This is a genomic window from Mesorhizobium sp. M8A.F.Ca.ET.161.01.1.1 (assembly GCF_004792105.1).
In the GTDB taxonomy this organism is placed as follows: domain Bacteria; phylum Pseudomonadota; class Alphaproteobacteria; order Rhizobiales; family Rhizobiaceae; genus Mesorhizobium.
In genome coordinates, this window is the sequence record NZ_SRTD01000013.1 from 19600 (window position 1) to 42784 (window position 23185).

Annotated in this window: 18 protein-coding genes and 5 pseudogenes; 6 read left to right on the top strand and 17 right to left on the bottom strand. The window is 59.5% G+C overall.

The genetic code is table 11. The annotated features are described in order from the left end of the window. The 4 genes and pseudogenes from EN804_RS25790 to EN804_RS38850 form a co-directional block, all read right to left on the bottom strand. Positions 1-1142: beta-ketoacyl-[acyl-carrier-protein] synthase family protein (locus tag EN804_RS25790; RefSeq protein WP_135921692.1), on the bottom strand; the 1142-nt coding region annotated here is incomplete at its 3' end. After that, positions 1143-1424 carry an acyl carrier protein gene (locus EN804_RS25795; RefSeq protein WP_126057635.1) on the bottom strand — a complete coding sequence of 94 codons (282 nt, stop codon included), beginning with the start codon at positions 1422-1424 and terminating at the stop codon, positions 1143-1145. 1218 nt (positions 1425-2642) lie between these two features. Beyond that, the gene (locus EN804_RS38845) at positions 2643-3167 is read right to left on the bottom strand and encodes a transposase (protein WP_245265439.1); all 525 of its coding nucleotides are present in this window, start codon (positions 3165-3167) and stop codon (positions 2643-2645) included. Positions 3168-3258: 91 nt separating this feature from the next. Then, positions 3259-3633, bottom strand: a pseudogene (locus EN804_RS38850) (IS110 family transposase); the annotation flags it as partial. Positions 3634-4334: 701 nt separating this feature from the next. Between EN804_RS38850 and EN804_RS25805 the strand changes: the two are divergent. After that, a complete protein-coding gene (locus tag EN804_RS25805; protein WP_024505887.1) occupies positions 4335-5252 on the top strand; it encodes a LysR family transcriptional regulator in 918 nt (305 codons plus the stop codon). 48 nt (positions 5253-5300) lie between these two features. On the opposite strand, the gene EN804_RS25810 is transcribed toward EN804_RS25805, so the two are convergent. From EN804_RS25810 to EN804_RS25860, 11 genes are all read right to left on the bottom strand, one after another. Beyond that, the gene (locus EN804_RS25810; RefSeq protein ID WP_024505888.1) at positions 5301-6104 is read right to left on the bottom strand and encodes a TIM barrel protein; all 804 of its coding nucleotides are present in this window, start codon (positions 6102-6104) and stop codon (positions 5301-5303) included. Positions 6105-6268: 164 nt separating this feature from the next. After that, positions 6269-7330, bottom strand: coding sequence for a LacI family DNA-binding transcriptional regulator (locus tag EN804_RS25815; protein WP_024505889.1), 1062 nt, complete (start codon positions 7328-7330; stop codon positions 6269-6271). Between the two features lie 272 nt (positions 7331-7602). Continuing rightward, the gene (locus EN804_RS25820) at positions 7603-8889 is read right to left on the bottom strand and encodes a dicarboxylate/amino acid:cation symporter (protein WP_126063813.1); all 1287 of its coding nucleotides are present in this window, start codon (positions 8887-8889) and stop codon (positions 7603-7605) included. 377 nt (positions 8890-9266) lie between these two features. After that, entirely contained in the window at positions 9267-10028 is a 762-nt protein-coding gene (locus EN804_RS25825) for a sulfotransferase (RefSeq protein WP_024505871.1), read from the bottom strand. Between the two features lie 289 nt (positions 10029-10317). After that, positions 10318-11106, bottom strand: coding sequence for an ABC transporter permease (locus EN804_RS25830; protein ID WP_029356621.1), 789 nt, complete (start codon positions 11104-11106; stop codon positions 10318-10320). Between the two features lie 3 nt (positions 11107-11109). Next, on the bottom strand, positions 11110-12024 hold the full coding sequence (gene nodI, locus EN804_RS25835) for a nodulation factor ABC transporter ATP-binding protein NodI (RefSeq protein ID WP_024505873.1): 915 nt from the start codon (positions 12022-12024) through the stop codon (positions 11110-11112). 260 nt (positions 12025-12284) lie between these two features. Next, positions 12285-13610: a chitooligosaccharide synthase NodC gene (gene nodC / locus EN804_RS25840; RefSeq protein ID WP_032899868.1), complete on the bottom strand. Its 1326-nt coding sequence runs from the start codon at positions 13608-13610 to the stop codon at positions 12285-12287. A 15-nt stretch (positions 13611-13625) separates the two neighbouring features. Further along, the gene (gene nodB / locus EN804_RS25845) at positions 13626-14285 is read right to left on the bottom strand and encodes a chitooligosaccharide deacetylase NodB (RefSeq protein ID WP_126057632.1); all 660 of its coding nucleotides are present in this window, start codon (positions 14283-14285) and stop codon (positions 13626-13628) included. After that, complete coding sequence (locus EN804_RS25850) at positions 14282-14872, bottom strand: NodA family N-acyltransferase (RefSeq protein WP_024505875.1); 591 nt, start codon at positions 14870-14872, stop codon at positions 14282-14284. Before EN804_RS25850 ends, nodB begins: the two co-directional genes overlap by 4 nt. An 853-nt stretch (positions 14873-15725) precedes the next feature. Then, a complete protein-coding gene (locus EN804_RS25855; RefSeq protein WP_135921655.1) occupies positions 15726-16934 on the bottom strand; it encodes a beta-ketoacyl-[acyl-carrier-protein] synthase family protein in 1209 nt (402 codons plus the stop codon). Beyond that, the gene (locus EN804_RS25860) at positions 16935-17216 is read right to left on the bottom strand and encodes an acyl carrier protein (RefSeq protein WP_126057635.1); all 282 of its coding nucleotides are present in this window, start codon (positions 17214-17216) and stop codon (positions 16935-16937) included. Positions 17217-17586: 370 nt separating this feature from the next. Between EN804_RS25860 and EN804_RS38115 the strand changes: the two are divergent. Beyond that, positions 17587-17715: pseudogene (locus EN804_RS38115) on the top strand (LysR family transcriptional regulator); the annotation flags it as partial. A gap of 104 nt (positions 17716-17819) precedes the next feature. Here the strand turns inward: EN804_RS38115 and EN804_RS25865 are convergent. Then, a pseudogene (locus EN804_RS25865) lies at positions 17820-17966 on the bottom strand (multicopper oxidase domain-containing protein); the annotation flags it as partial. A 993-nt stretch (positions 17967-18959) separates the two neighbouring features. Here EN804_RS25865 and EN804_RS37340 point away from each other — a divergent pair. Beyond that, entirely contained in the window at positions 18960-19229 is a 270-nt protein-coding gene (locus EN804_RS37340) for a hypothetical protein (RefSeq protein ID WP_024504272.1), read from the top strand. 594 nt (positions 19230-19823) lie between these two features. Here EN804_RS37340 and EN804_RS25875 read toward each other — a convergent pair. Continuing rightward, the gene (locus EN804_RS25875) at positions 19824-20765 is read right to left on the bottom strand and encodes a TauD/TfdA family dioxygenase (protein WP_127389303.1); all 942 of its coding nucleotides are present in this window, start codon (positions 20763-20765) and stop codon (positions 19824-19826) included. On the opposite strand from EN804_RS25875, the pseudogene EN804_RS38120 reads away from it, so the two are divergent. The 3 genes and pseudogenes from EN804_RS38120 to EN804_RS25890 all read left to right on the top strand — a co-directional run. Next, a pseudogene (locus EN804_RS38120) lies at positions 20671-20877 on the top strand (pyridoxal-phosphate dependent enzyme); the annotation flags it as partial. The gene EN804_RS25875 and the pseudogene EN804_RS38120 overlap by 95 nt on opposite strands. 275 nt (positions 20878-21152) lie before the next feature. Next, positions 21153-21316 (top strand): annotated as a pseudogene (locus EN804_RS25885) (thioredoxin domain-containing protein); the annotation flags it as partial. A 41-nt stretch (positions 21317-21357) separates the two neighbouring features. Next, positions 21358-22812, top strand: a complete 1455-nt coding sequence (locus tag EN804_RS25890; protein WP_024504270.1) for a glutamate synthase subunit beta — start codon at positions 21358-21360, stop codon at positions 22810-22812. The last annotated feature ends 373 nt before the right edge of the window (positions 22813-23185 follow it).

The following is a 23185-nucleotide window of genomic DNA, read 5'->3' on the forward strand; positions in this document are numbered from 1 at the left end:
CGCACCTTGCGCTCGCGCGGCACATTGGGTGTGATGTCGAGGTCGCAAGCGGGATCTGGCTCGCGATAGTTGGCGGTCGGCGGCACGACGTCCTCTTGGATTGCCATCACGCAGGCGATCATTTCAAGCGCGCTCGCTGCGCCGAGGCAATGCGCGTGCGTGGACTTGGTGGAAGAGATGGACATCGAATAAGCGTGGTTTCCAAACACACGCTTGATCGCCGCCGTTTCAGTCTGATCATTGCTTTTGGTACCGGTGCCGTGCGCGTTGAGGTAGTCGACGTCCTCGGCATTCAGCCCGGCATCGGCAAGGCAGGCGCGCATCGCCGACGCTGGCCCCTCGACAGATGGCGCGGCAATGTGGAAGGCATCGGCGGAAAGGCCGACGCCGGCGATCTCGGCAAGAATTGTGGCACCACGCCTCGTGGCATGCTCGTAGCTTTCCAGCACGGCCATGCCCGCACCCTCGCCCAGCACCAGGCCCTTCCTATCGGCGGAGAAGGGCCGGCAGGTATCGGGTGAAAGCACGCGCATTGCTTCCCATGCTTTCAGCACGCCCCATGCGAAGGGTGCGTCGCTGCCTCCGGAAACCATTACGTCGGCCCGGCCCAGCTTGATCTGGTCCACCGCCGAGGCGATCGCATGGTTGGCCGAGGCACATGCGGAGGTCACCCCGAAGACCGGCCCGCGCAAGCCGAGGCTCAAGCTCACCTGGCCGGCGGCGGCGCTTGGCATCGTTTTGGGTACAGCGAGGATGCCAACTCGCCTCGCGCCGTCCAAAAGGAGGGCCCGGTAAGTTTCCTCCATCACATCCCAGCCCAAGCCGCCGACGCCCACTGTCGCGCCGAAGCGATGGGCATTCCCCTCGTCGCAGGAAAGTCCGGCCTGCCGCATGGCTTCGCGCGCTGCAAGCACGGCGAGCAAGCTGAAGCGGGCCATGGAGACGAACTGCTTGCGATTGATGTCGTGCTGGGGCAGCGCCTTGATCTCAGCGCCGGTCATGCCCTCCAGGTCATGAAGCTCGGAATTGGCGATCGGGCCGATGGCGGAGCGGCCTTCGCGCATCTCTTTCCACATAGAGGCGGCGTCGGTGCCCAGTCCGCACAGGCCGCCCACTCCGGTGATAACGACGCGCCTGTCCATTCAAGCCTCCTTCGCAAGCAAGCCGCGGACGGCTTCCACGACGTCGCCGACATTCTTGAGATTGGACCAGGCATCGGCCGTGTTCATGTCGATCTTGATGCCGTAGGCCTGCTCCACATCCCAGAGGACGTCCGCCAAACCCAGCGAATCAAACCCGAGCGCGTCCAGTTCCGTGGCGATTGTTATCTCGCCGACGAATGACGTAGGCATTCCCTCACCGCTCTCCGACTCGGCGCGTTTCTTGATCAGGGCAATGACGTCCGTTGCGAATTGATCGGCCATTCTGTTTCCTGTCTTTCTTTCCCGCGTTTCGACCTGGACGCGGCTCAGTTCCTGAGGCGCGCCGCGTCGCGAAAGCCATCACGCTTGGGCAACTGACAAAGCCCAATGCTCATAAAGCCGGATCAGGTCCGGCCGGTGTGTGGCGTAGGTGCAGTATGACGATGTGAGCCGCTACACCGTGCGCGTCTCCCAGTCTGTCCATAGGCTCGGAAGAAGTCGGACCCGGTCAGTTGCAACTCCCTTTCCCAGCACTCCACTGCCCGGTAGAGCGCATGAAAAATCTCCTTTCGGGCGGTTTCTTAAGACGCTCGCCACGCCATGAGGCAGTGGGGGCATCGGTGTGCGTCAGGTGCTTCTGCCCATGCAGGATTCCAGAACATTGATGAAATCGTTTGTTTCGATGAAAGGCATCCACACTTTGGATAGTTGACCACGCGTTTCAAAGATCGTGAACTACATCTCGTCGTTGTGCTCGACGCACTCCCGACAGAGCGCAACCTCATGGGCGCGGCATGCAGGATTAACCGAGCCCAGCCGGTCATGAGTGCGGCCGGCGCTCGGCTGCTCGATTATTTGCGCGATAAGCTCGCGACCATGTCCGCGGAGGTATTCAAACTTAACGCTGCGTCCGGGAGCTCTTGCCCTCCAGTTCGCGACGCTCTCCCGCCCATCCAGTGCTCGTTTATTTCGTCGGATAGTTTGACCCGGCTCTACCGAATCGCCGCTTCAGGATCATTCTTCCCGATTTCGTCACGCTCGTATTTTCTGCCGCGTCCTACACCGATTGGGCGCGAACAAAACTGAGCGCCTTGGAACCCGAACCCGTGCGTCGTGACCGGGAGCATCCGGGGCGAACTCATCCGCTCGGGGGCATCGCATCACCGGACGGCGACAGGCACGGTCGACCGGCATCTCGGCATCGGCTGGGAATTCGTCCATGGTCTGCATTGGCGACGACGCTTCCTGAGGCCACGTAGCCCTTATGCCAAGCTGGGCGCCCGGTTTGCGGCATCCGTGCCTACCCTCTTCGGACCTCGTGGGTTCCAACCGGCGACGAGGCGTGCATAGGCGCCCTCGGCCTGCTCCACCCAGCGGCGCTCTTCTTCCCGGTGGCTCTTTATGTTGTAGGCGTGCGCTCCCTTTTGGCCGCGCACAGCCTTGCTCCCGGCCTTGAGTTCCACATCGCGCAAGCTTCTTGGCATGCAGGGAGGGTCGAGCCTACGCGTAACTCTCGCCCTTCTCAACAGATGACAGATCACGACAGAGAGTTTGCGTGCGGTTGCCACGGCCGCGACATGCTGTCCGCGCCGGGCTCGCACGCCGCAGGGAGAAGGCTCGCAACGGTCCGGGAGCACGAGCGGCCGCCCAGGCCGCCTCGACGAGCATGCCGCGCGCATGACCACGGCCCTGCTTGGTGATCCGCCCATGGTAGGCCGGACCTGGCCGGACTGCTGGACGCTTGGGTTCAACCCGAGATAGGTCACGAGCTTCTGCGGATCGTCGAAGCGCGACACGTCGCCGATCGCCGCCCTTCATCGCCAGCGCGACGGTGATGTCGACGCCGGGAATGGTCATCAGCCGCTTCACGCCTTCATCCTCGAGAGCCGAGCGGACAAGATCGCGTTCGATGACCTGGAGGTCTTCGCCCAATCGGTCGAACTCGCGCAGATGCCCATCGATCGCGAGGCGCTCGTCCTGCGGTACGACCTGCTCGATTACCAGGTCCGACCCTTGGCGCCGCACAGGTCGGCATGCGGGCAGGACGGATCAGGTGGCTATGAAGGATCGACTGGATGACGCTCTTCAATCGAGATCTCTGTCGGACAATCTGATTGCGCCGTGTCACCTGTCGACGCAGAGCCTGCGTCGGCTCGTCCGCAATCCAGACTTCTGGCAAGAAGCCGCTGGCATAGAGCTGCGCAAGAACGTCGGCGTCGATCGTCGTTTTGATCTTGGCATAGGCAACGATAAACACCTGTTTCGGCTTGGCGATCCCCACCTTCTTCACATGCGGCGCAATCACAGCTGCAGCGGACGTCGCGCTGCCGGTGGCCTCGATCACCCCGACATCGTTCGGCGACAGCTTCGCGGCGAACGCCGCCAGCAGATCGCGCCGCATGTCGACGCGGCCGAGTCGCCTGAGCCTGCCCTCCTCCCATGCCACTGCTTCGGCGAAGGCGCGGTGAATATCCAGTCCGATGATAAGCATGCCCGTTCCTCCTTCTTGGCTCGGTCAAAGACGGGAGCTGGCGGGCAACACGACATCTACTGATCCGCGCTCGCAGCGCATCCGGGAAAGTCGCCAGGGGCGGCCATGTAACGAGCTCGGGCTCTCAGCCCACGGTCTATTGACGGCCTGCCTGCACCTTTGTGCTCCCGGTGCCCCACGTCCCGGATGGGCTCACCATAAGGGCGTTCCAAAACAAGAACAGCAGGACGAGAAGACACCACAGATCACATACCGGATAGCGGCAAGGCCAAGCGCTTCGTTCAGATAGGCTTGCGCCAATGGGCTTAGGCCGAGCCTACAACAGCTCTCAAAAACGCTGCCGGACTGCTGCATTGGCTCGCCGATACAATTGGCACAGGCCTCACGGCAGCTTAGGATCAAACCGCCCATCAGTCGCCTCGGACTGGAAAGGTGCACCCTATTAGATTCCACGCCCAGCTAGGTCGGGGCCGCCGAAGACGCTGGTTGATAGCCCGGCGCCATCGGCCCGGCGTTTCAAACTGCCAATCTCTGACCTGCACAGTACGAACGATTGCTCGCTTCGGCAGATCACGCGGCTCATATGTCGGACCTTAACGTCATCCATCATAAACTTTTTGCGACAAAAGATTGCAAGAATGCTAAATTGTTAAAGTCGTTTGTTTCGGTTAAAGGCATCCATCCCATGGATGGCTGATGACATGCGTTTCAAAGGACTTGATCTAAATCTCCTCGTTGTGCTCGACGCACTCCTGACGGAGCGTAATCTCTCGGCGGCGGCACGCAGGATCAACCTGAGTCAGCCCGCCATGAGTGCGGCCGTCGCCCGACTGCGCGATTATTTCCGCGATGAACTGTTTACGATAAGAGGTCGCGAACGATTTCTAACCCCGCGTGCGGCAGCATTTGCCCCCGCAGTTCGCGACGCTCTCCAGCACATCCAGTGCTCGATTATTTCTTCGGATCCGTTTGACCCAGCTCGAGCCGATCGCCTCTTCAGGATCATTCTTTCCGATTTCGTCACGCTCGTGTTTTTCGAAAAGCTTGTGGAGCGTATTTCACGGGAAGCCCCCGCCGTCAGCTTCGAACTGCTGCCTGTCGACGATAGCCCCGATGAGCTTCTCCGGCGCGGTGACGTCGATTTTCTAATTCTACCGGATATGTTCACGTCGAGTGTGCATTCAAGCATTGCGCTGTTTGACGAGAAGCTCGTGTGCGTAGGCTGTCCCACAAACAAGCAGCTGCCACAGCAGCTTACATTCGAGAGATACATGTCGATGAGGCACGTCGCGGTCAGGTTCGGGCGTACGATGAAGCCGTCTATCGAGGAATGGTTTTTGCTTGAGCATGGCCTTAAGAGACGTGTCGAGGTCGCCGTGCAGGGCTTCAGCATGATTCCACCTATGGTGTCCGGCACAGCTCGTATAGCGACCATGCCCTTACGGCTGGTCAGGCATTTCGAAAAAACGTTCCCCCTGCGGGTTATCGAACTTCCGCTGCCATTTCCCACATTCACCGAGACCCTCCAATGGCCGGCCCTCCACAATAGCGATCCGGCAAGCATCTGGATGCGGGAGATAATGATACAGGAGGCATCTCGGATGGCTGCCCCGCTGTGAACCCTCGGAAAATTCAGGCGCACCTATAGTCACTACACCTGTCACCATCTACTTTGACGACAATAGCCCTCGCCGGATAAAGTCGATGCTGGCGGCAAGTGCGCCTGCGAGATCGTCCAGAGAATGGACTTCCTCGATCAGCTCGAACGAGAAAGGTCCCGCATAGCCGCCATCCAGCAGCGCCTGAATCTGGCTGCCATTGTCGGAACCTGCAAGAAAGCGATCGGGGTAAATCCAGAAGGTCGGGTCGTTTACGCTTGAAATGTGCACCAGGCCGGTAAGCTCGCAGAACAGGCATGTCTCCCCGGCCAGGGTGTGGTGGAACGTGTCGTGCACGAGGCGAAAGACGGACTGGCCATCAACCGCGGCAACGGCCTCGGCCGCTTCCTTCTTTGATCGAAGCGAGCAGGTTCGGAAACCCAGCGGCTCGATGAGACCGATCAGACCCCGCGACTGGAGGATTGGCTTGATCTCGTTTAGAGCGAAACGAAGATTGTCCTGGCGCTCGCTATTGGTGGGCCACGAGCTGCGGTTGGCCGGCACCAACACGAGCGTCTCTGCCCCGCACGCCGTCGCATAATCGGCGAGGTTGCTTGCCTCGGCCTGACGCGTTGGAGTCCAGTCGTTGAACCGCTGCAAGGCGTTGACAGAGATGATCGTGACGCCCGCTTCGGTAGCGGCAAACCGAACGTCCGCAGCCGGAATGCCGCGTGCGACAGGATTGCTGAAATGAGGGTAACGGATTTGGACGTCGGTCAGGCCTTGGTCACGGGCAAGCGCGAAAAGCGCACTGACGTCAAGGCGGGGCGCCGCCATGTGATCGAGTGCAAAGCGGGGCGATACCTGGCGCATTGCTTGACTTTCCTTCCATGAAGCGCGGCTGCCATTTCGGCATCCGGCTTCTTTCAAGACGGAACCACGCCGGTTCACAGATCGGACAGAGACGGCCGAGTCAATCGAGCTTTCCTTTCATCGGTGAAAGGAAAATGGGCGCTCATGATAGAAATCCATCAAGGTCAAATATTTTCCGGAAGATAAATGTCGAACGGCAGAAATGTCTGCCCCGGGCTCTCCGCGACGCCGGCTTTGATGGCCCGCTCCATTGCCATTATCAGCTCCTGGCAAAGTCGGCGCATTGGCGTGCCGACCGCCATCGTCAAGATGTCATCCGCAAGCGCCCCACGTGACTGCGGCGTCATTTCACTCACGATCGCGACGAGATCCTGACCGCTCCCCTCTTCTCGGAGCGCGGAAATTGCTCCCTCTATACCCCCGCCGGCCATATAGAAGCCGACGAGCTCTGGTTCCCGCTGCATAAGATCCAGCAATTTTTCGTAAGTGAGCTGCCGTTCATCAAGGTTCACGAGCGGATCAAGCACCTCGAATTTGGGCGCGTTCTCACGAAAATAGGCACGAAAGGCCGTTTCCCGCGTCGCATGCGCCTGGAAGCGATGGCTTCCGACAAACACCGCCACCTTGCCGGGCCGTTTTGCGGCCTTGGAAAACACCCAAGCGGCAGTCCGTCCGACCTTGCTGTTGTTGAGGCCGATGTAGCCCTCGCGCACGCCATCGGCGAAGTCGGATAACAGCGAAAATACCGGGATACCTTTCGCCTTGAGCTCCTCGACTGATGCTGTGATTTTCGGGTGATCGGCCGCCACCATGGCGATCGCCTGGCAGCGGCTTCCAAGGTCCTTAAGAAGCGGGAGCAGGTCACGCGGCAAATGTGACTGCGCGAACTCGATGATCGGAAGGCCGTGGAAGGATTTAGCCATACTGACCGACTCTTCAATATTGCGAGCGAAATCTTGGTAAAAATCGTGGGCAGGTTTTCTCAAGATGAAGCCCAGCTTGTAGTGCGGCAGGTGCTGCTGCAAGCGCTGTTTGATGAGACCGGCAGCATGATAGCCGATCGCGTGCGCGGCCGCATGGACCCGCTGGGCGGTCTCCTCTCGCACCGGAAGGCGGACGTTCAGAACCCGATCGACTGTTGCTACGCTGACTCCGGCTTCGCGGGCGAGATCGGCAATTGTGACGCGCTTTCCCCTAGCGATTCTGATCGGCCGGTCCTCCGTCATCCGGTGCGATCCCGCGACGGCTTGGGGCGGCAAGCTGAAATAGTTACCACACCCCACGGTTGATAACGCATTCGACGAACAGCGCTCCATGCGGACCCAGATGAGTTTCCGTGAACCGTTCGTTTGCTTAGGGGCTTCATGGTGTTGTATTACTCTCCGCGTTAGTACACTATTTCCAGCGCTCTTTGGAGGCCGGCAATTCGACTGCTGTGAAGGCCGTGACTTACACGTCGCGCTATTGCTTGCTTGCGGGGAGCCCGTTTGATGTAACCCTAACCGCGGAAAGCGGCTTCCATCCGGGACTGGTCCAATTCGCCTTCCCAGCGAGCGACAACGAGCGATGCCACCGCATTACCGACTAAATTCGTCAGCGCGCGGCATTCCGACATGAAGCGGTCCACGCCAAGAATTAGAGCCATTCCGGCAACGGGAACACTCGGCACGACAGACAGAGTAGCGGCCAATGTGATGAAGCCGGCGCCGGTGACGCCTGCCGCACCCTTCGAGGAAAGCATCGCAATTAGCAGCAGGAGGATCTGATCGGCAATTGACAAATCTGTGTTCGTCGCCTGCGCGATGAAGAGGGCGGCGATCGTCATGTAGATATTGGTGCCGTCCAGATTGAATGAGTATCCAGTAGGGATGACGAGACTTACGACCGAACGCGCGGCGCCGGCCTTCTCCATCTTCTCCATGAGCGAGGGCAGCGCGGCCTCCGAGGAGGACGTTGCCAGGACAAGCAGCAGCTCGTCCTTGATGTAGCGGACAAGAGAAAAGATCGAGAAGCCGTTGCAGCGGCAGACCACGCCGAGAACCCCGAACACGAAGAGGAAGGCGGTCAGATAGAACGTCGCGACCAGTATCGCGAGGTTGGCCACCGAACCGATTCCGTATTTGCCGATCGTAAAGGCCATAGCGCCGAAGGCGCCGATGGGTGCAGCCTTCATCAGAATGCCGACGAGCTTAAAAATGGGGGCGGTGAGCGCCTGGAGAAAGGTAACGACCGGCCTGCTCGTCTCTCCGGTCATCGCCAGAGCAATGCCGAACAAGACCGAGAAGAACAAGACTTGCAGGATGTCGCCTTCCGCGAAGGCACTGGCAATCGTTGACGGGATGATGTTCATCAGGAAGCTGGTCACGGACTGCTCGTGAGCCGTGGCCACATAGCCCTTAACGGCTTCGACATCGAGCGAGGCCGGATCGATGTTGAGGCCGGCGCCAGGCTGAACGATATTCGCGACAATCAGCCCGACAACGAGTGCAAGCGTCGAGAAGGTAAGGAAATAAACCATCGCCTTGGCGGCAACTCGGCCGACCTTCTGCAGATCGCTCATGCCGGCAATGCCGGTCGCAATTGTCAGGAAGATGACAGGTGCGATAATCATCTTGATGACTTTGATGAAGGCATCGCCGAGCGGCTTCAGGCTTTGGCCGGTTTCCGGATAGAGGTAGCCAATTGCGGCTCCAAGGACCATGGCGGCAAGTACCTGCACGTAGGTCCGGGCAAAATGGCGCTTGCGGGGCGCTGCGATCGCGCGGGGGACTCTTGGAACCAACATCGTTTCTCTCTCCCTGACCGGATCGGGGTGGGGGCTCCTCCTTCTCCCATGCTGCGCTCCGGTCGAGCGCTGCTGTCATCTCGGAGCAAGCGCCGTGCCAACTGGACGCCTGTCCCGTCCAGCGAGATTGGTGCAGTTGCGCACTGGAACCCTCCACCTTGCCGGAATTCTGCACTCGAGGCTCGCCAAAGATCGCGTCTGAGGAAGTGCTTCATCAGAGAGGGAATTGACCAGGTCGCCTTGCGCCCGTGCCCTTTGATGTTCGCCGCAGATCGACTGCCGGTTGCCTTGGTGACTTTGGTTTGTCAGTTTTGGAACGGAATGCGCGCAAACTGCAGGATATCCTACACGCCCATCAGAGCACGCGGTACAAGCGATTAAGCGTAGGAGCGCATTGAATCTCCGAGGTCAAAAAATCTTGAATAAGGTCCGCGTGCGAAGTGAATCCGCAACTCGTCAAAGTTCTCCACCGTTTGATCAAGCGGTCGCGTTTCCTGGCGCTGCAAGATGGCGTTATCTGATGGCTCAAGCGCTGGAACGCCCAGGAAATCCCAAACCGCTCCCAAGCATTGGGCAGGTTCGTGAAGTAGGCTCTCGTATTCCATTACAAGCAGGTTGGTCGACGTGAAGGAGTCCATAACGCGAGCGTGAAAATCGTCGGCGGCTTTGAAATAAGCCTCACAGTCGGCGATTGACAACCTGACGCTCGGTGGCCGAGCGGTATCGTTGTCCGAGCTGAACTTCAGCCACTGACCGCTTTCCCTGGCCTGCACAAAGGATCGGAGCGATTCCAATACGTTTCGGCGAACAACGAGGATGACCTTGAGTGCTGGCCAACGAGCTAATTCCGCAAAGAATGCTGGACGCTCGCGAAACTGAGGTTCATTGATCTTGCAGCCAAGATGCGTCACATTCTTGTAGTCGCGCATAGGGCAGCGCACATAGGCAAGCTCAAGAAGCTCGCGATCCGTGCCTAGCAGGCGATCCGTGCTGGGCCAATTGGGATCATATTCGTTTAGCAACTCACCGTTACTCAGAACGGTCGGATGCTCGTTTAGCAATTCTTCTAAATAGTGTGTTCCGGTCCTTGGCATAGCAAGGATCACAAAAGGCTCAGGAGTTGGTTCGTTGTGGGTCATTGCATGTGTATCCAACTAAATAATGGCCGCGACGGTCTGGGGACGCGCACAAGAAGCTTGGCTGCTATCGCTTGAACGCTCCGGGTGGGTCCGCGCGCCTCACCACCCAGCCTGTACTCCGAGGTGTGGTCGCGAAGATGGGCGCGTGCCTGCAGCGGCTGGGTGGCGCCCGGCTTCGGCGTTGTTGTACCACTCGCGATTCCTGGCACACGCATGCCTCCGGGCCGCTGGGGGCAGTTTGCAATCCGGCATTGCGGACCTCCTTCTCGTTGATGGGCGTAGGTAAGCGTCAACGCATTAGTCGTCGATGAAACAGTCCAGCCGACAGAAAAAAAGGCAATACAGCGAACATGCAAAGTGCGCCTATATGCAGCCCTACATTGTCGCCCAGGCGGCCGAGCATCACCGGACGGATTAGATCGATAGAATTCGCCAGCGGCGAGAAGGCCGCAATCTGCTGAAACACTCCTGGCAATTGGCCGACTGGAAAAACCGCGCCCGAAAGGAACAGCATGGGTGTGATGACAAGCGTCTGATAGAAAATAAAATAGTGATAACTGGGCGCGAGCGCGATGACGAGCATGGCCAGGCTCGCAAAGGCGAACCCGGTGAGAGCGATGACCGGCAGCACGTAGAGAACCGACGTCCACGCGGCATAACCTAGCGCGGCGGCAACAATCGCAATTGTCGTACCGGCCAGAAAGGCCTTTGTGGCTGCCCAGGTCAATTCACCGAGAACGATGTCGCCGAGGGTAAGTTGTGTGTGCAGGATTGCTTCCCAAGTGCCCTGATCGCGCATTCGACCGAAAACCGCGTAAATTGTTTCGAAGGTTGATGCTGTCATCGCGCTCGTCGCAACCATGCCGGCTGCCAGAAAGGCGATGTAGGATGCACCTTCGATGCGGCCTACCAACAGTCCAAGGCCAGTGCCGAGCCCGAAAAGGTAAATCATCGGATCAGCAAGGGTGCCGAGCATTGAAGCAAATGCCACCTTCTTCCATGCCAGATGATTGCGGCGCCACACCGCGATCCAGTTCCAGGCGTTGGCGGGTAGAGCGGCCGCAAAACGTTCACCCATTGCTCACTTCTCCATCTCACGTCCGGTTAACCTCAAGAAAACGTCCTCCAGACTGGGTGGACGCTCTAGAATACGCAGACCCGCTCGACCGCGAAGCTGGATGCGCACATCCTCCGGCTCAGGCGCATAGCAAAAGAGCGTCTCGCCGCTTACCTCGACACGCTGAACGTACGGTCTGATCAGCGAAATCAGCTCCTGTGGATTGCCGCCGAAGATCTCGATCACGTTGCACCCAATGTACTCGTCGATCAGCGCATGAGGACTGCCCTCGGCGATCTTGCGTCCCCGCTCGAGAACACACAGCCGATCACAAAGCCGCTCAGCCTCTTCCATGAAATGGGTGGTCAAAATGATCGTTTTTCCGCTCGCCAGCAGGAAACGAAGTCGCTCCCAGATCAGATGGCGGGCATGCGGGTCGAGGCCGGTCGTGGGCTCATCCATCACAAGCAACTGGGGGTCGTTGATCAGAGCACGTGCCAGCGTCAGGCGCCGCTTCATCCCGCCGGATAGCAGGCCGACACGTGAATCCGCCTTGCTCTCAAGGCGAGCGAACTCGAGGAGCCGTGGGATGACGGCGTTGATCTCTCTTGTACTCATGCCGAAGTAGCGCCCGAACACCAACAGGTTCTCGCGTACCGTAAATTCCAGGTCGAGATTGTCGAACTGCGGGACCACGCCTATGCCCTTGCGGGCCAAGCGGCTGCGTGCCGGCACTGGTAGACCGAGGACTGTTATATCACCCGCGTCAGGCCGGGTCATACCGAGGAGCATACGCGCAATCGTGCTCTTGCCTGCGCCGTTCGGCCCCAGCAGACCGAAGCACTCTCCCGATGCAACGGTGAAGGACAGCCCGTCCACAACGAGCTTGTTTCCGAATAATTTGGTTACGCCGGTAAGGTCGATTGCTACATTGGACATGCGTCTATCTCAAGCGGAATGAGTCCGATTGGCCACCGGCAGCTTACTTGCGAATTCTGGTTCAGAGCAGGCCACCGCCTTGAGATGGCACCTTTGGAAAGTCGCGGCCGGAGCGACGCGTGTATCGCTTCCGCCAAAGAATAACGTCAAGATGCCACGTGTCGCTTCCAGATAGTTCCCGTTCTGACCATAGGTAACTCGAAAGCTTCACCCCGTGTCGACTGACACAACTTACTCGGTCACTCGGCGCTGCAAGGCCGTCAGACTTCACCAGCTGTGAGCGAAAGATCTGCAGTATGAAGTGACTCCGCAATTCCAGAATTGCCCGCAGCATTTGCTCCGGCAAGCGGCATCGCGCTTGTGATTTCCTTTGTGCTCCTGTTGGGCAGGGGAACACTTTTACGCGACAGCCAATCGCTATTGCTCAATGTACACAGGGCGTAAGCCTTCAAGGGGATCAACAGGAATATCCTGATTAACGCGTGCATTGAATAGCCGATGAATCGAAGCTGCCGAGTGCGGAAAGATAACACCGTAGATCTGATTATGGTCATCGTGACAATAGCCAGCACCGTCCACCAATTTACTGTATGTGAAAATAGTAGCTCACCGAGCGCCGTTACTACCGCGATGCCGAGCAACAATGGGCCGAGATTCTCTCCCATCACATCCAAAGTTAGATAGCGATCCAGGCCACGCAGTAGACCTCGCGCAAGCATCGTGTCCCGGAAGGTGCTTCGTGCCCAGCGGAGTTGTTGGCGCAAATAAGGTCCCATCTTGTCCGGAACGACTGTCGCCGCGACGGCACCTGGAACGTACTCGGTTCGAAAGCCTGCTTTCAGCATGAGGATCGTAAGATGACGGTCTTCACCGAAGTCGCTTGGTTTCCCCCTGAACAGCTGCGTCTCGTATTGATCCAGCAGAGAAAGGAGACAAGACCGGCGGTACATTGCACATGGGCCGCAGCAGCACATGACCGCACCAAAGCGACCTTGCGCCGCGCGCTCCTCATTGCAAGCCAGCCAGTATTCCATATCGATCAATCGGGTCAACCAAGTGTCGCTGCGGTTGTATGCCGTCAGCTGGCCCATGGCCGCTCCGACCATGGAATCCCGCATTTTTACTGCAAGCTTTGTGATGACGTCGGACGCAAGTGTCGTGTCAGAGTCGACGCTGAGCACGAAATCTCCAGATGAGCGGCGGATGGCGGCGATCTGCGCCTTGCGTTTGCCAACATTCTCGCGGAGCAGAATGAAATTGAATCTCGGGTCGCCCTCGTAGGCGTGATGTACCGGGATGACGGCATTACGATTTCCAGAACCGTCGTCAACCAGATAGACCTGAAATGTTCCGGCGTAATCTTGATTTGCAATGGAAGCTAAACACGCCGCGAGTGTGCGCGGGTCCTCATTGTAGCAGGGGATAATGACATCCACGCTCGGCCAACGGTCGGATCCGAACAAGCTTTCCGACGGCGGCGTAACATTTTCCGGTTGGGAGTAGACCGCTTGCATGCCTCTGTAAACAGTCGAGAGCACCGCATAAGACGAAACGGCAACAGTACTGGCTGTGGTGAGAAGGTCCATAGGATCTCTGTTTGTTCAGGGGTGTTGAGGAAGTGATCGGATTACAAATCCGCGGCCGTGCAATTCTGGAATTAGGCGTGACAACGCTGTCACCGTCTGGTCGCGCAGACTGGCTTGATTGCCTGGTTGCAATTCGTCGGGAGCGCACCCGTCGTGCAACAGCACGATTGCGCCCGGCCGGATATCGGCGAGCACTCTGTCGACGATGGCGTCAACGCCGGGGCGAGACCAGTCGCGTGGATCAATGGACCAATGGACGGGCGCCAATGCCGCACCCGCTGATGCAGCGATTACTTCTTCGGTCCAGATGCCATACGGTGCACGAAAGTACCGAACCATGGCCTGCGGGCAAGCCATCCCTATGACTCTGTTTGCCTCAACTATCTGGCAGTCGACTTCGACGGACCCGCATTTGGCCAGGTCCGGATGAGTCATCGTGTGGTTGGCTATACCGTGCCCGTCTGTAATAATTCGGCGAACGAGTTCCGGCTCGTCGGCCGCGTAGGCCCCAACAACGAAGAAGGTCGCCGTCACCTGATGTTGCGCCAGCACATTGAGTATCTGCGGTGTGAAAAATGAATTGGGACCATCGTCAAACGTCAGATAGACGCTGCGCTCTGCAGTGCCATCGGCATTGTCACTCTGCCCTTCGCATATGTAGTCCAGAGGCTTCATAGTTCCGGACCGTTCCGGTCGATCAGGGTACCGGACGGCCACTCGTCCATCGAGCGTCCGATCGGCGAAACCAACACGAGTACGTCTTCCAGGCGCGTGGGCGGCAGGTCGGGATGCACATCTGGACGGGTCGATCGTACGCGAACGCCCGACACAATGTTCGCGAGGCCGGCTCTGCAGAATCTTTCGACATGGTTTCGCAGCGCGTGCCGAACCGTGCCGAAAGCGAATGGAACACCCAACTGATGGAGCACTGGGTACGCCACGCGCATCGAAAAACCGATTCCGAGCCCTTCAAGATCCGGACGAACCGCGTACAGGCCCAATTCAGCGACGATCAAGTCGACCTCGCCAACTTTGATGAAGCGCCGCAGCATGCCGATGTGAGCCGCTACCCCATGCGCGTCGTAGCCGATTGCGCGGAATTCCGGCCTCGCGCCGGCCCAACTGCGGCCGCCTTCGAATGGCTCCGCGTTGAAGGCGCCAGTCCGTCCATAGGTCTTTCGAAAAAAGTCGGAGAGTTCGACATGGTCGGCCAGTTGCAGCTCATTTTCCCAGCACAACTTCCAATCGACATTCGGGCGCATGGAAGACCTCACCTTGGAGCTGTCTGGTTGAGATAAATGTCCAAGCATTGGTTAAATAATTGGCATCGCACCAACGGGGCGTAACTTGTGGAGACCGCCGAAAGACCAAGCCGTAATGCAGATGCGACTGACTTTGTGCGCCCCGCACACCAGATGATGCTCCTCGGATCCAACGCAACCATGGGAACTACCTATCTTTCCAACTTGAAGCGCCTCTATGGGACCTGCAGCAAAAACGGTAAAATCCTTTGTTTAGATGAAAGGTATCCACGCTTTGGATAACTGGGCGAATGCGTTCCATATGGCTGGTCAATTATCGTCGTCACGCTCGAGGCACTTCTGACGAAGCGCAAAGCTCACGCCCGCGGCACGCGCGGCCGTTGCCGGGCCGCGCGATTATCTCCGTAAGAGCCGAGCGGAGCTCAGACACGACGATTGATCAGAATCTGATTCGCGGGTTCAGTATCTCTTTCGTGTATCCAGCTCTGGGCTGTCCTTTGGCGGGAGTTAGGTTCGCCCAGGTTCTGAGCCTGGGGCGTCGGCCCGTTCGCCGCACAGGCTCCTTCGCACATCGTCGAGGCCGAGAAAGAGGGGGCCACACAGCTCCCCCTGTACTTTCCACCACCCGACACCAGCGCTCACCCAGGGCGCCGGCCTTGCTCACCTCAACGGATAGCGCACTCGCGCCGCTTCACGATTAAAAGAATTCTACAAGCAGATGCCTGTTTGATCGTGAGACGTCCGCTGCCAATTCCCGCATCGCAGAGGCAGCCAATAGCGCTCGCTTCACATAGTGGTCCGGCAAGCAGCTAGATACGACAGGTGACCTCAAATGAGGCGTCTTGCATGGCTTCTACACCTGCCTGAATGCCAGAACTGCGTTCGTACCGCCCATGGCGAAGGCGTTGCTCATGGCGACGCGCACCTTGCGCTCGCGCGGCACATTGGGTGTGATGTCGAGGTCGCAAGCGGGATCTGGCTCGCGATAGTTGGCGGTCGGCGGCACGACGTCCTCTTGGATTGCCATCACGCAGGCGATCATTTCAAGCGCGCTCGCTGCGCCGAGGCAATGCGCGTGCGTGGACTTGGTGGAAGAGATGGACATCAAATAAGCGTGGTTTCCAAACACACGCTTGATCGCCGCCGTTTCAGTCTGATCATTGCTTTTGGTACCGGTGCCGTGCGCGTTGAGGTAGTCGACGTCCTCGGCATTCAGCCCGGCATCGGCAAGGCAGGCGCGCATCGCCGACGCTGGCCCCTCGACAGATGGCGCGGCAATGTGGAAGGCATCGGCGGAAAGGCCGCCGCCGGCGATCTCGGCAAGAATTGTGGCACCACGCCTCGTGGCATGCTCGTAGCTTTCCAGCACGGCCATGCCCGCACCCTCGCCCAGCACCAGGCCCTTCCTATCGGCGGAGAAGGGCCGGCAGGTATCGGGTGAAAGCACGCGCATTGCTTCCCATGCTTTCAGCACGCCCCATGCGAAGGGTGCGTCGCTGCCTCCGGAAACCATTACGTCGGCCCGGCCCAGCTTGATCTGGTCCACCGCCGAGGCGATCGCATGGTTGGCCGAGGCACATGCGGAGGTCACCCCGAAGACCGGCCCGCGCAAGCCGAGGCTCAAGCTCACCTGGCCGGCGGCGGCGCTTGGCATCGTTTTGGGTACAGCGAGGATGCCAACTCGCCTCGCGCCGTCCAAAAGGAGGGCCCGGTAAGTTTCCTCCATCACATCCCAGCCCAAGCCGCCGACGCCCACTGTCGCGCCGAAGCGATGGGCATTCCCCTCGTCGCAGGAAAGTCCGGCCTGCCGCATGGCTTCGCGCGCTGCAAGCACGGCGAGCAAGCTGAAGCGGGCCATGGAGACGAACTGCTTGCGATTGATGTCGTGCTGGGGCAGCGCCTTGATCTCAGCGCCGGTCATGCCCTCCAGGTCATGAAGCTCGGAATTGGCGATCGGGCCGATGGCGGAGCGGCCTTCGCGCATCTCTTTCCACATAGAGGCGGCGTCGGTGCCCAGTCCGCACAGGCCGCCCACTCCGGTGATAACGACGCGCCTGTCCATTCAAGCCTCCTTCGCAAGCAAGCCGCGGACGGCTTCCACGACGTCGCCGACATTCTTGAGATTGGACCAGGCATCGGCCGTGTTCATGTCGATCTTGATGCCGTAGGCCTGCTCCACATCCCAGAGGACGTCCGCCAAACCCAGCGAATCAAACCCGAGCGCGTCCAGTTCCGTGGCGATTGTTATCTCGCCGACGAATGACGTAGGCATTCCCTCACCGCTCTCCGACTCGGCGCGTTTCTTGATCAGGGCAATGACGTCCGTTGCGAATTGATCGGCCATTCTGTTTCCTGTCTTTCTTTCCCGCGTTTCGACCTGGACGCGGCTCAGTTCCTGAGGCGCGCCGCGTCGCGAAAGCCATCACGCTTGGGCAACTGACAAAGCCCAATGCTCATAAAGCCGGATCAGGTCCGGCCGGTGTGTGGCGTAGGTGCAGTATGACGATGTGAGCCGCTACACCGTGCGCGTCTCCCAGTCTGTCCATAGGCTCGGAAGAAGTCGGACCCGGTCAGTTGCAACTCCCTTTCCCAGCACTCCACTGCCCGGTAGAGCGCATGAAAAATCTCCTTTCGGGCGGTTTCTGTTCTGCCCATGCAGGATTCCAGAACATTGATGAAATCGTTTGTTTCGATGAAAGGCATCCACACTTTGGATGGTTGACACGCGTTTCAAAGATCGTGAACTACATCTCGTCGTTGTGCTCGACGCACTCCCGACAGAGCGCAACCTCATGGGCGCGGCATGCAGGATTAACCGAGCCCAGCCGGTCATGAGTGCGGCCGGCCGGGTCGGGCGATAGGCAGTCATGCCCTGCCCTTCCTGCGGGTCAAGCACTCCGAAAAAACATTTCCCCCATAAATGCTAGATCTTCCGTTGCCTTTTCGCGGGCTTCTGCGTGAGGTGAGGCACGCCATCCATGGCATGTGGCACACGCACGCGATGCCAGTGCACGGTCGTTTTCTCGGCAAGGCCGTTCTCTACCTCGACCCGCACGCGCTCGCCCTGACGGACCCGGATTTCCGGGCCTGGAACGGGCCTTCGGCGCGCAATCGAGCCCGGTTCACCCGGCCCAATGGCGTCCACTTTGGGGGCGCATGCACTGCAGACCCGCTGGACCTGATCCGGGAGAGGATGGGCGCGGCGATTGGAATAGCTATGAAAGCGCATCGGACCGTGGAACTGCGCGCGCAGACTTTCGGAGGAAGGCTCGCTTTTAAACGTTATCGTGCAACTCTGACCGTTCTTCGCCTTGGCGGGTGCCGCGGAAGAATCCCGGGTTCTGCGAGCGCTGCGAGAACACCTGCGGTCGATCCTGTACCACAATCTCGCGAAGCTCGATGCTCTCTACAAACGATGTCTTGGATTCTCACGCCCTTATTTCAGCACTTCGCTCGCTTGCCCGACTCGGCCGCGGTCAGCCTTCACCGCCAATTTTATTGGCGCAGCGACGTTCCTATCGGTTCAGGCGAAGCTTCTTGAACCTGCCGCTCTCTCGTTGCCCTGGCACGATTAATCGTCCTCTCAGTCTGTCATTGGCGGAGTCGCTCCTGAGGCGCGCGCCGGCGAGTTCGAGGAGCGCGTGGCTATCTCCTCGGTCCAGCCGGATTCCGCTGCGCGCTCAGCCAATTCCTGGAAGGCCGATTCCAAGGCGAGCTGGCATTGAAGGCCGCGGTCCGGATGGTCGACTAGCTTGGTTCCACGATCGCAATGCTTGATCGCTTCATTGCAGGCCATGGGCTCTCGCCCTCTCCTTTTGCCACACGAGGCGCCAGCTCACGTGTTGTGCGCCCCGGCAACCGCTTTCACCAGCCGCTCCAGCGATCCCGCGCGCTCCAGCTCCGCAAAGAATGATGCGGCGTGACGCTACCCAGCCGGTGCTTCTCGGCCATTTGCACACATAGGGATAGTCGACCATGAAATCGGACCGAGGCGAGGCGTTGGACGTTTCAGTCTTGGTCTGAATGCGCCGCCCACGAGCCGATCGGCCTTCTCGATGATTTGGCGCACCCTCGTTGTCGACAAGCCATGTTCCTGAGCCAGGTCGGCGAAACTCTTGCCCTTCAGAAAGCCGTCGACCAGGGCTATGTTCCTATCGACGGTCGGCTAAATCCCAGCAGGCGCGCGCAGTTTTCCGGCATCATTCCGTTTGTTCATCCGCTTGTCCGCGCCCCCTGCAAATCCTACCGGGCCAAATCGGTGCTTGGAAGACCCACTCATGTCATGGCCTCGGGAAAGTACAAGGCCGACGGTTATGTGAATACGAAAGATGCTGGCGATCACCATGATCGTTGGTGACCGCTGACCTCCCCAATGTCGGCTTCGACGGCACACCGGGAGCTCTCGGCAATGTTGAATAATTCCGTTTGAAGATGGTTGACTTCGTCGTCGAGGCTCGATCCATCAGGATCGGTATCGACGATTCTATATTTGAGAAACCCAAATTCGTTTGACTCGCGCAATTCGCTGTACGGCGTATCATCGCAAGCGCGGGATTCCGACATCCTGCGAAGTGCCCGCGTTGCTGGAATCGATTTTGCGGAAGTAAAAAGGCCCCGGCGCTGGGTCGGCGCGCAGGGCCTTCAGGCATGTACGAGCTACCAGCATGTCCAGTTATGATCGTGCGCTATCATAATGAACAAACGGTGAATGATCGCTATCCGAGGTGCAGGGCGGGCGAGATGGTGGGGCGGTGGGGGACCTGTACCGCTGCAGCGGGGCCACGAGCAGCGACTCGAGCCATGCGCCACGCTGCAGGACCTCGATTTCGGGCCAAGCCTCGAGCCCGCAACTCGCCTTGCTTCTCGGAAATCATAAGGCTTTGTGGGGCGGTTAAGCAGCGCGATATGGCCGCGGCGATACGAAGTTTTCATCTTTACCCTGTTCAGACGGTCAGGCTGCCTTCGCCGCCGGCTTGGCTGCCTTGACATGGGTTATACTGCGGCGACCGTCGACGCCGATCGGAACGTCACCGTCAACCGTAGCGCGACGCACAACCCGGTGCTGGTCGCCATAGTCGTTGACCGCATAATGCTGGTTAGCACGGTTGTCCCAGATAGCGACGTCGCCTACTTGCCAGCGCCACCGCACGGTATTTTCCGGGGCAGTGACGTAGGACTGGAACACCTCGTAGAGTTTGGCGGAATCGCTCTTGGAAAGGCCGACGAGGCGCTGCACGAAATTGCCGAGCAGCAGCGACTTCTCCCCGGTTTCCGGATGGACGCGCACGACCGGATGCTCGGTCTCGTAGATCGTCGATGTGAAAACTTCCTCGAAGTGCTTCTTCTCTTCGGCTGTGGCGCGCGGGCGCACGGCTGCGTAGTCGTAGGCATTGCTATGAATAGCCCACAGATTGTCCGCCAATATTTTGAGCGGCGCCGGCAGATTCTCGTACGCGGCGTGCGTGTTGGACCAGATCGTGTCGCCCCCCGCCGCCGGAATGACGACGCCACGTAGGACCGAGAATTTCGGATAGGCATCGACGAAAGTCACATCGGTATGCCACTGGTCTGCCCTGCCACCGCCACGGCCGGAATCGAGATTGAGGATTGAGGCCGTGCCGGCTGCCGGCCCCTGCGTGGGATGAGGTACAAGGTTACCCAGACGCCGCGCGAACAATTCCTGCTCCGCATCGTCGAGATGCTCCTGGCCGCGGAAGAAGATCACCTTGTGTTTTAGAAGAAGCTGGTTGATGGCTGCTATCGCTGCGTCCGAAAGGTCTCCACCAAGGCGAACTCCTCTGATTTCAGCTCCAACACGGCTGGTCAGCGGTACAACGTCGGAGTCAGGAATTCTCTTCGTCAAGCTCGAAAGCCAAAATCCCGGCGGATCGATCAAGGATCGCATTGCGTTGTCGATGATCGTTAATGCCGAACAGCGTGGCCAGCTCGCGCCGGGCGGTACAATCATCGAAGCGACCGCTGGCAACACAGGGCTCGGCCTGGCCTGGCGGCACGAAGCGCGTGATCGCGTGTCCAAAAGCTGACAGCGTCAGACAAATGTCAGGTTCATTACAACCAACATCTGGGCACTGACGAGGTTTTTCGAAGCAATGGGCGCTAACTGCGCGCTGAGCGCGTTGGCATGGCTTTTGAGACTGAGTGACTGTGACTGCACTTAATGGGGCAAGACGAGCGATGCGCTCCTCCCTGAACCCGTGTGCCGTCTCTGAGAGGAAACCAGCTCGTGCAGAAACCTTTGGAAATAGCTTTGGACCGCAACGTGGTATTGCAGATGGAGTCCCCGGCTCCTTCGATTAGAGTCGAGAACTGGCTGCATGGCGAGCCCCTCACGAGCTTTGAGCCCGGCAAGTGTACATAGTCGAATTTTGGGCAACTTGGTGCGGCCCATGTGTGGACGGGATGCCCCATCTGATCCAGCTGCAGGGCGTCGCCAGGCGCGCCATCTGGACAGCAGGAGCTGGACTATGGGCAAGGTAACAGGCTTTCTCGAAATCGACCGGCAGGTGCACAAGTACCAGCCGGCCTCCGACCGCATCCGGCATTTCCGTGAATTCACGCTGCCGATGTCGGACAAGGAGGTCGAGAAACAGGCCGCGCGCTGCATGGATTGCGGCATTCCGTTCTGCCACGGGCCAACGGGCTGTCCCATCCACAACCAGATCCCGGACTGGAACGACCTCGTCTACAATGGCGACTGGGACAATGCGATCCGCAACCTGCATTCGACCAACAATTTCCCGGAATTCACCGGCCGCATCTGCCCCGCACCTTGCGAGGAAGCCTGCACGCTGAACCTCGAGGACATTCCCGTCGCCATCAAGACGGTCGAGCAGGCGATCGCCGACAAGGCTTACGAGACCGGCCATATCAGGCCCTATCCGCCGGAGAAGAAGACCGGCAAGCGCGTCGCCGTCATCGGCTCCGGCCCGGCCGGCATGTCGGCTGCCCAGCAGCTCGGCCGCGCCGGCCACGACGTCCATGTCTATGAGCGCGAGAGCCGGCCCGGCGGGCTGATGCGTTACGGCATTCCCGACTTCAAGATCGAGAAGCACTATATCGACCGGCGCATCGAGCAGATGCAGGGCGAGGGCGTCACCTTCCATTGCGGCGTCAATGTCGGCGTCGACAAGCCGGTTGCCGAGCTGCTCGCCGAACATGACGCGGTGCTTTATTGCGGCGGTTCCGAAACGCCGCGCGCGGCCGGCATTCCCGGCGACGATCTCGGCGGCGTGCATGACGCGATGCCCTATCTGGTGCAGCAGAACAGGCGTGTCGGCGGCGAACCGATCCAGTCGGTGGCGTGGCCGTCGCATCCGATCCTCGCCGGCGGCCAGCATGTGGTCGTCGTCGGCGGCGGCGATACCGCGTCCGACTGCGTCGGCACCGCCTTCCGCCAGGGCGCGGTCCGCGTCACCCAGCTCGACATCCGTCCGCAGCCGCCGGAAAAGGAAGACAAGCTTTCGGTCTGGCCCTACTGGGCGACCAAGATGCGCACCTCGTCCTCGCAGGCCGAAGGCGCCGAGCGCGAGTTTCAGGTGGCGACGCTCGAGTTCATCGGCGAAGACGGCCAGCTGACCGGGGTCAAATGCTGCGAGGTCGACGAAAAGCGCAAGCCGATCGCCGGCAGCGAATTCGTCATTCGTGCCGATCTCGCGTTCATCGCCATCGGCTTTGCCGGGCCAGCCGCTCGCGGGCCGGTGTCGGAACTGGCCGGCCAGATGAAGATCGCCATTGACAGCCGCCGCTCGAAGAATGTCGAGGCCAATGACCGGGACTACAGGACCAGCGTCGAAAAGCTCTATGCGGCGGGCGACGTGCGGCGCGGCCAGTCGCTGGTCGTCTGGGCGATCCGCGAGGGCCGCCAGGCGGCGCGCGCCATCGATGAGGCGCTGATGGGATCGAGCGTGCTGCCGCGCTGAGTCCGTCTCGAGACCCTACTTGTGCGGCCACCTGAAGGCGCTTTCCGCCCTTCCGCTGCCCCGGGCAGCTTACGGACTGATCGCCGTGGTCGTTTCGGTTGTGGCCCCGGCCGCAGGCTGCCGCCTTGGCGGCCAAGAAAAATCGTCGGCGCGGCCGGGCGAAGCAGCGCTGGGTTTAAGTGCTTGGGGTGACACGGCGTGATCTCCGCCGTTGGCGGGAACAGGGCAGTGCAATAGTACTGCCCTGTTCCTTTTGATCAGAGGCCAGTGCGGATTTCTTCGGCAAGCGCCCTCAACGTCGTCTCGACGTCATCGCCGTTTGCCATCTTCTGCATCGCCACGGCCCATGCGTTCATGGCTTCGCCGAAGCCGA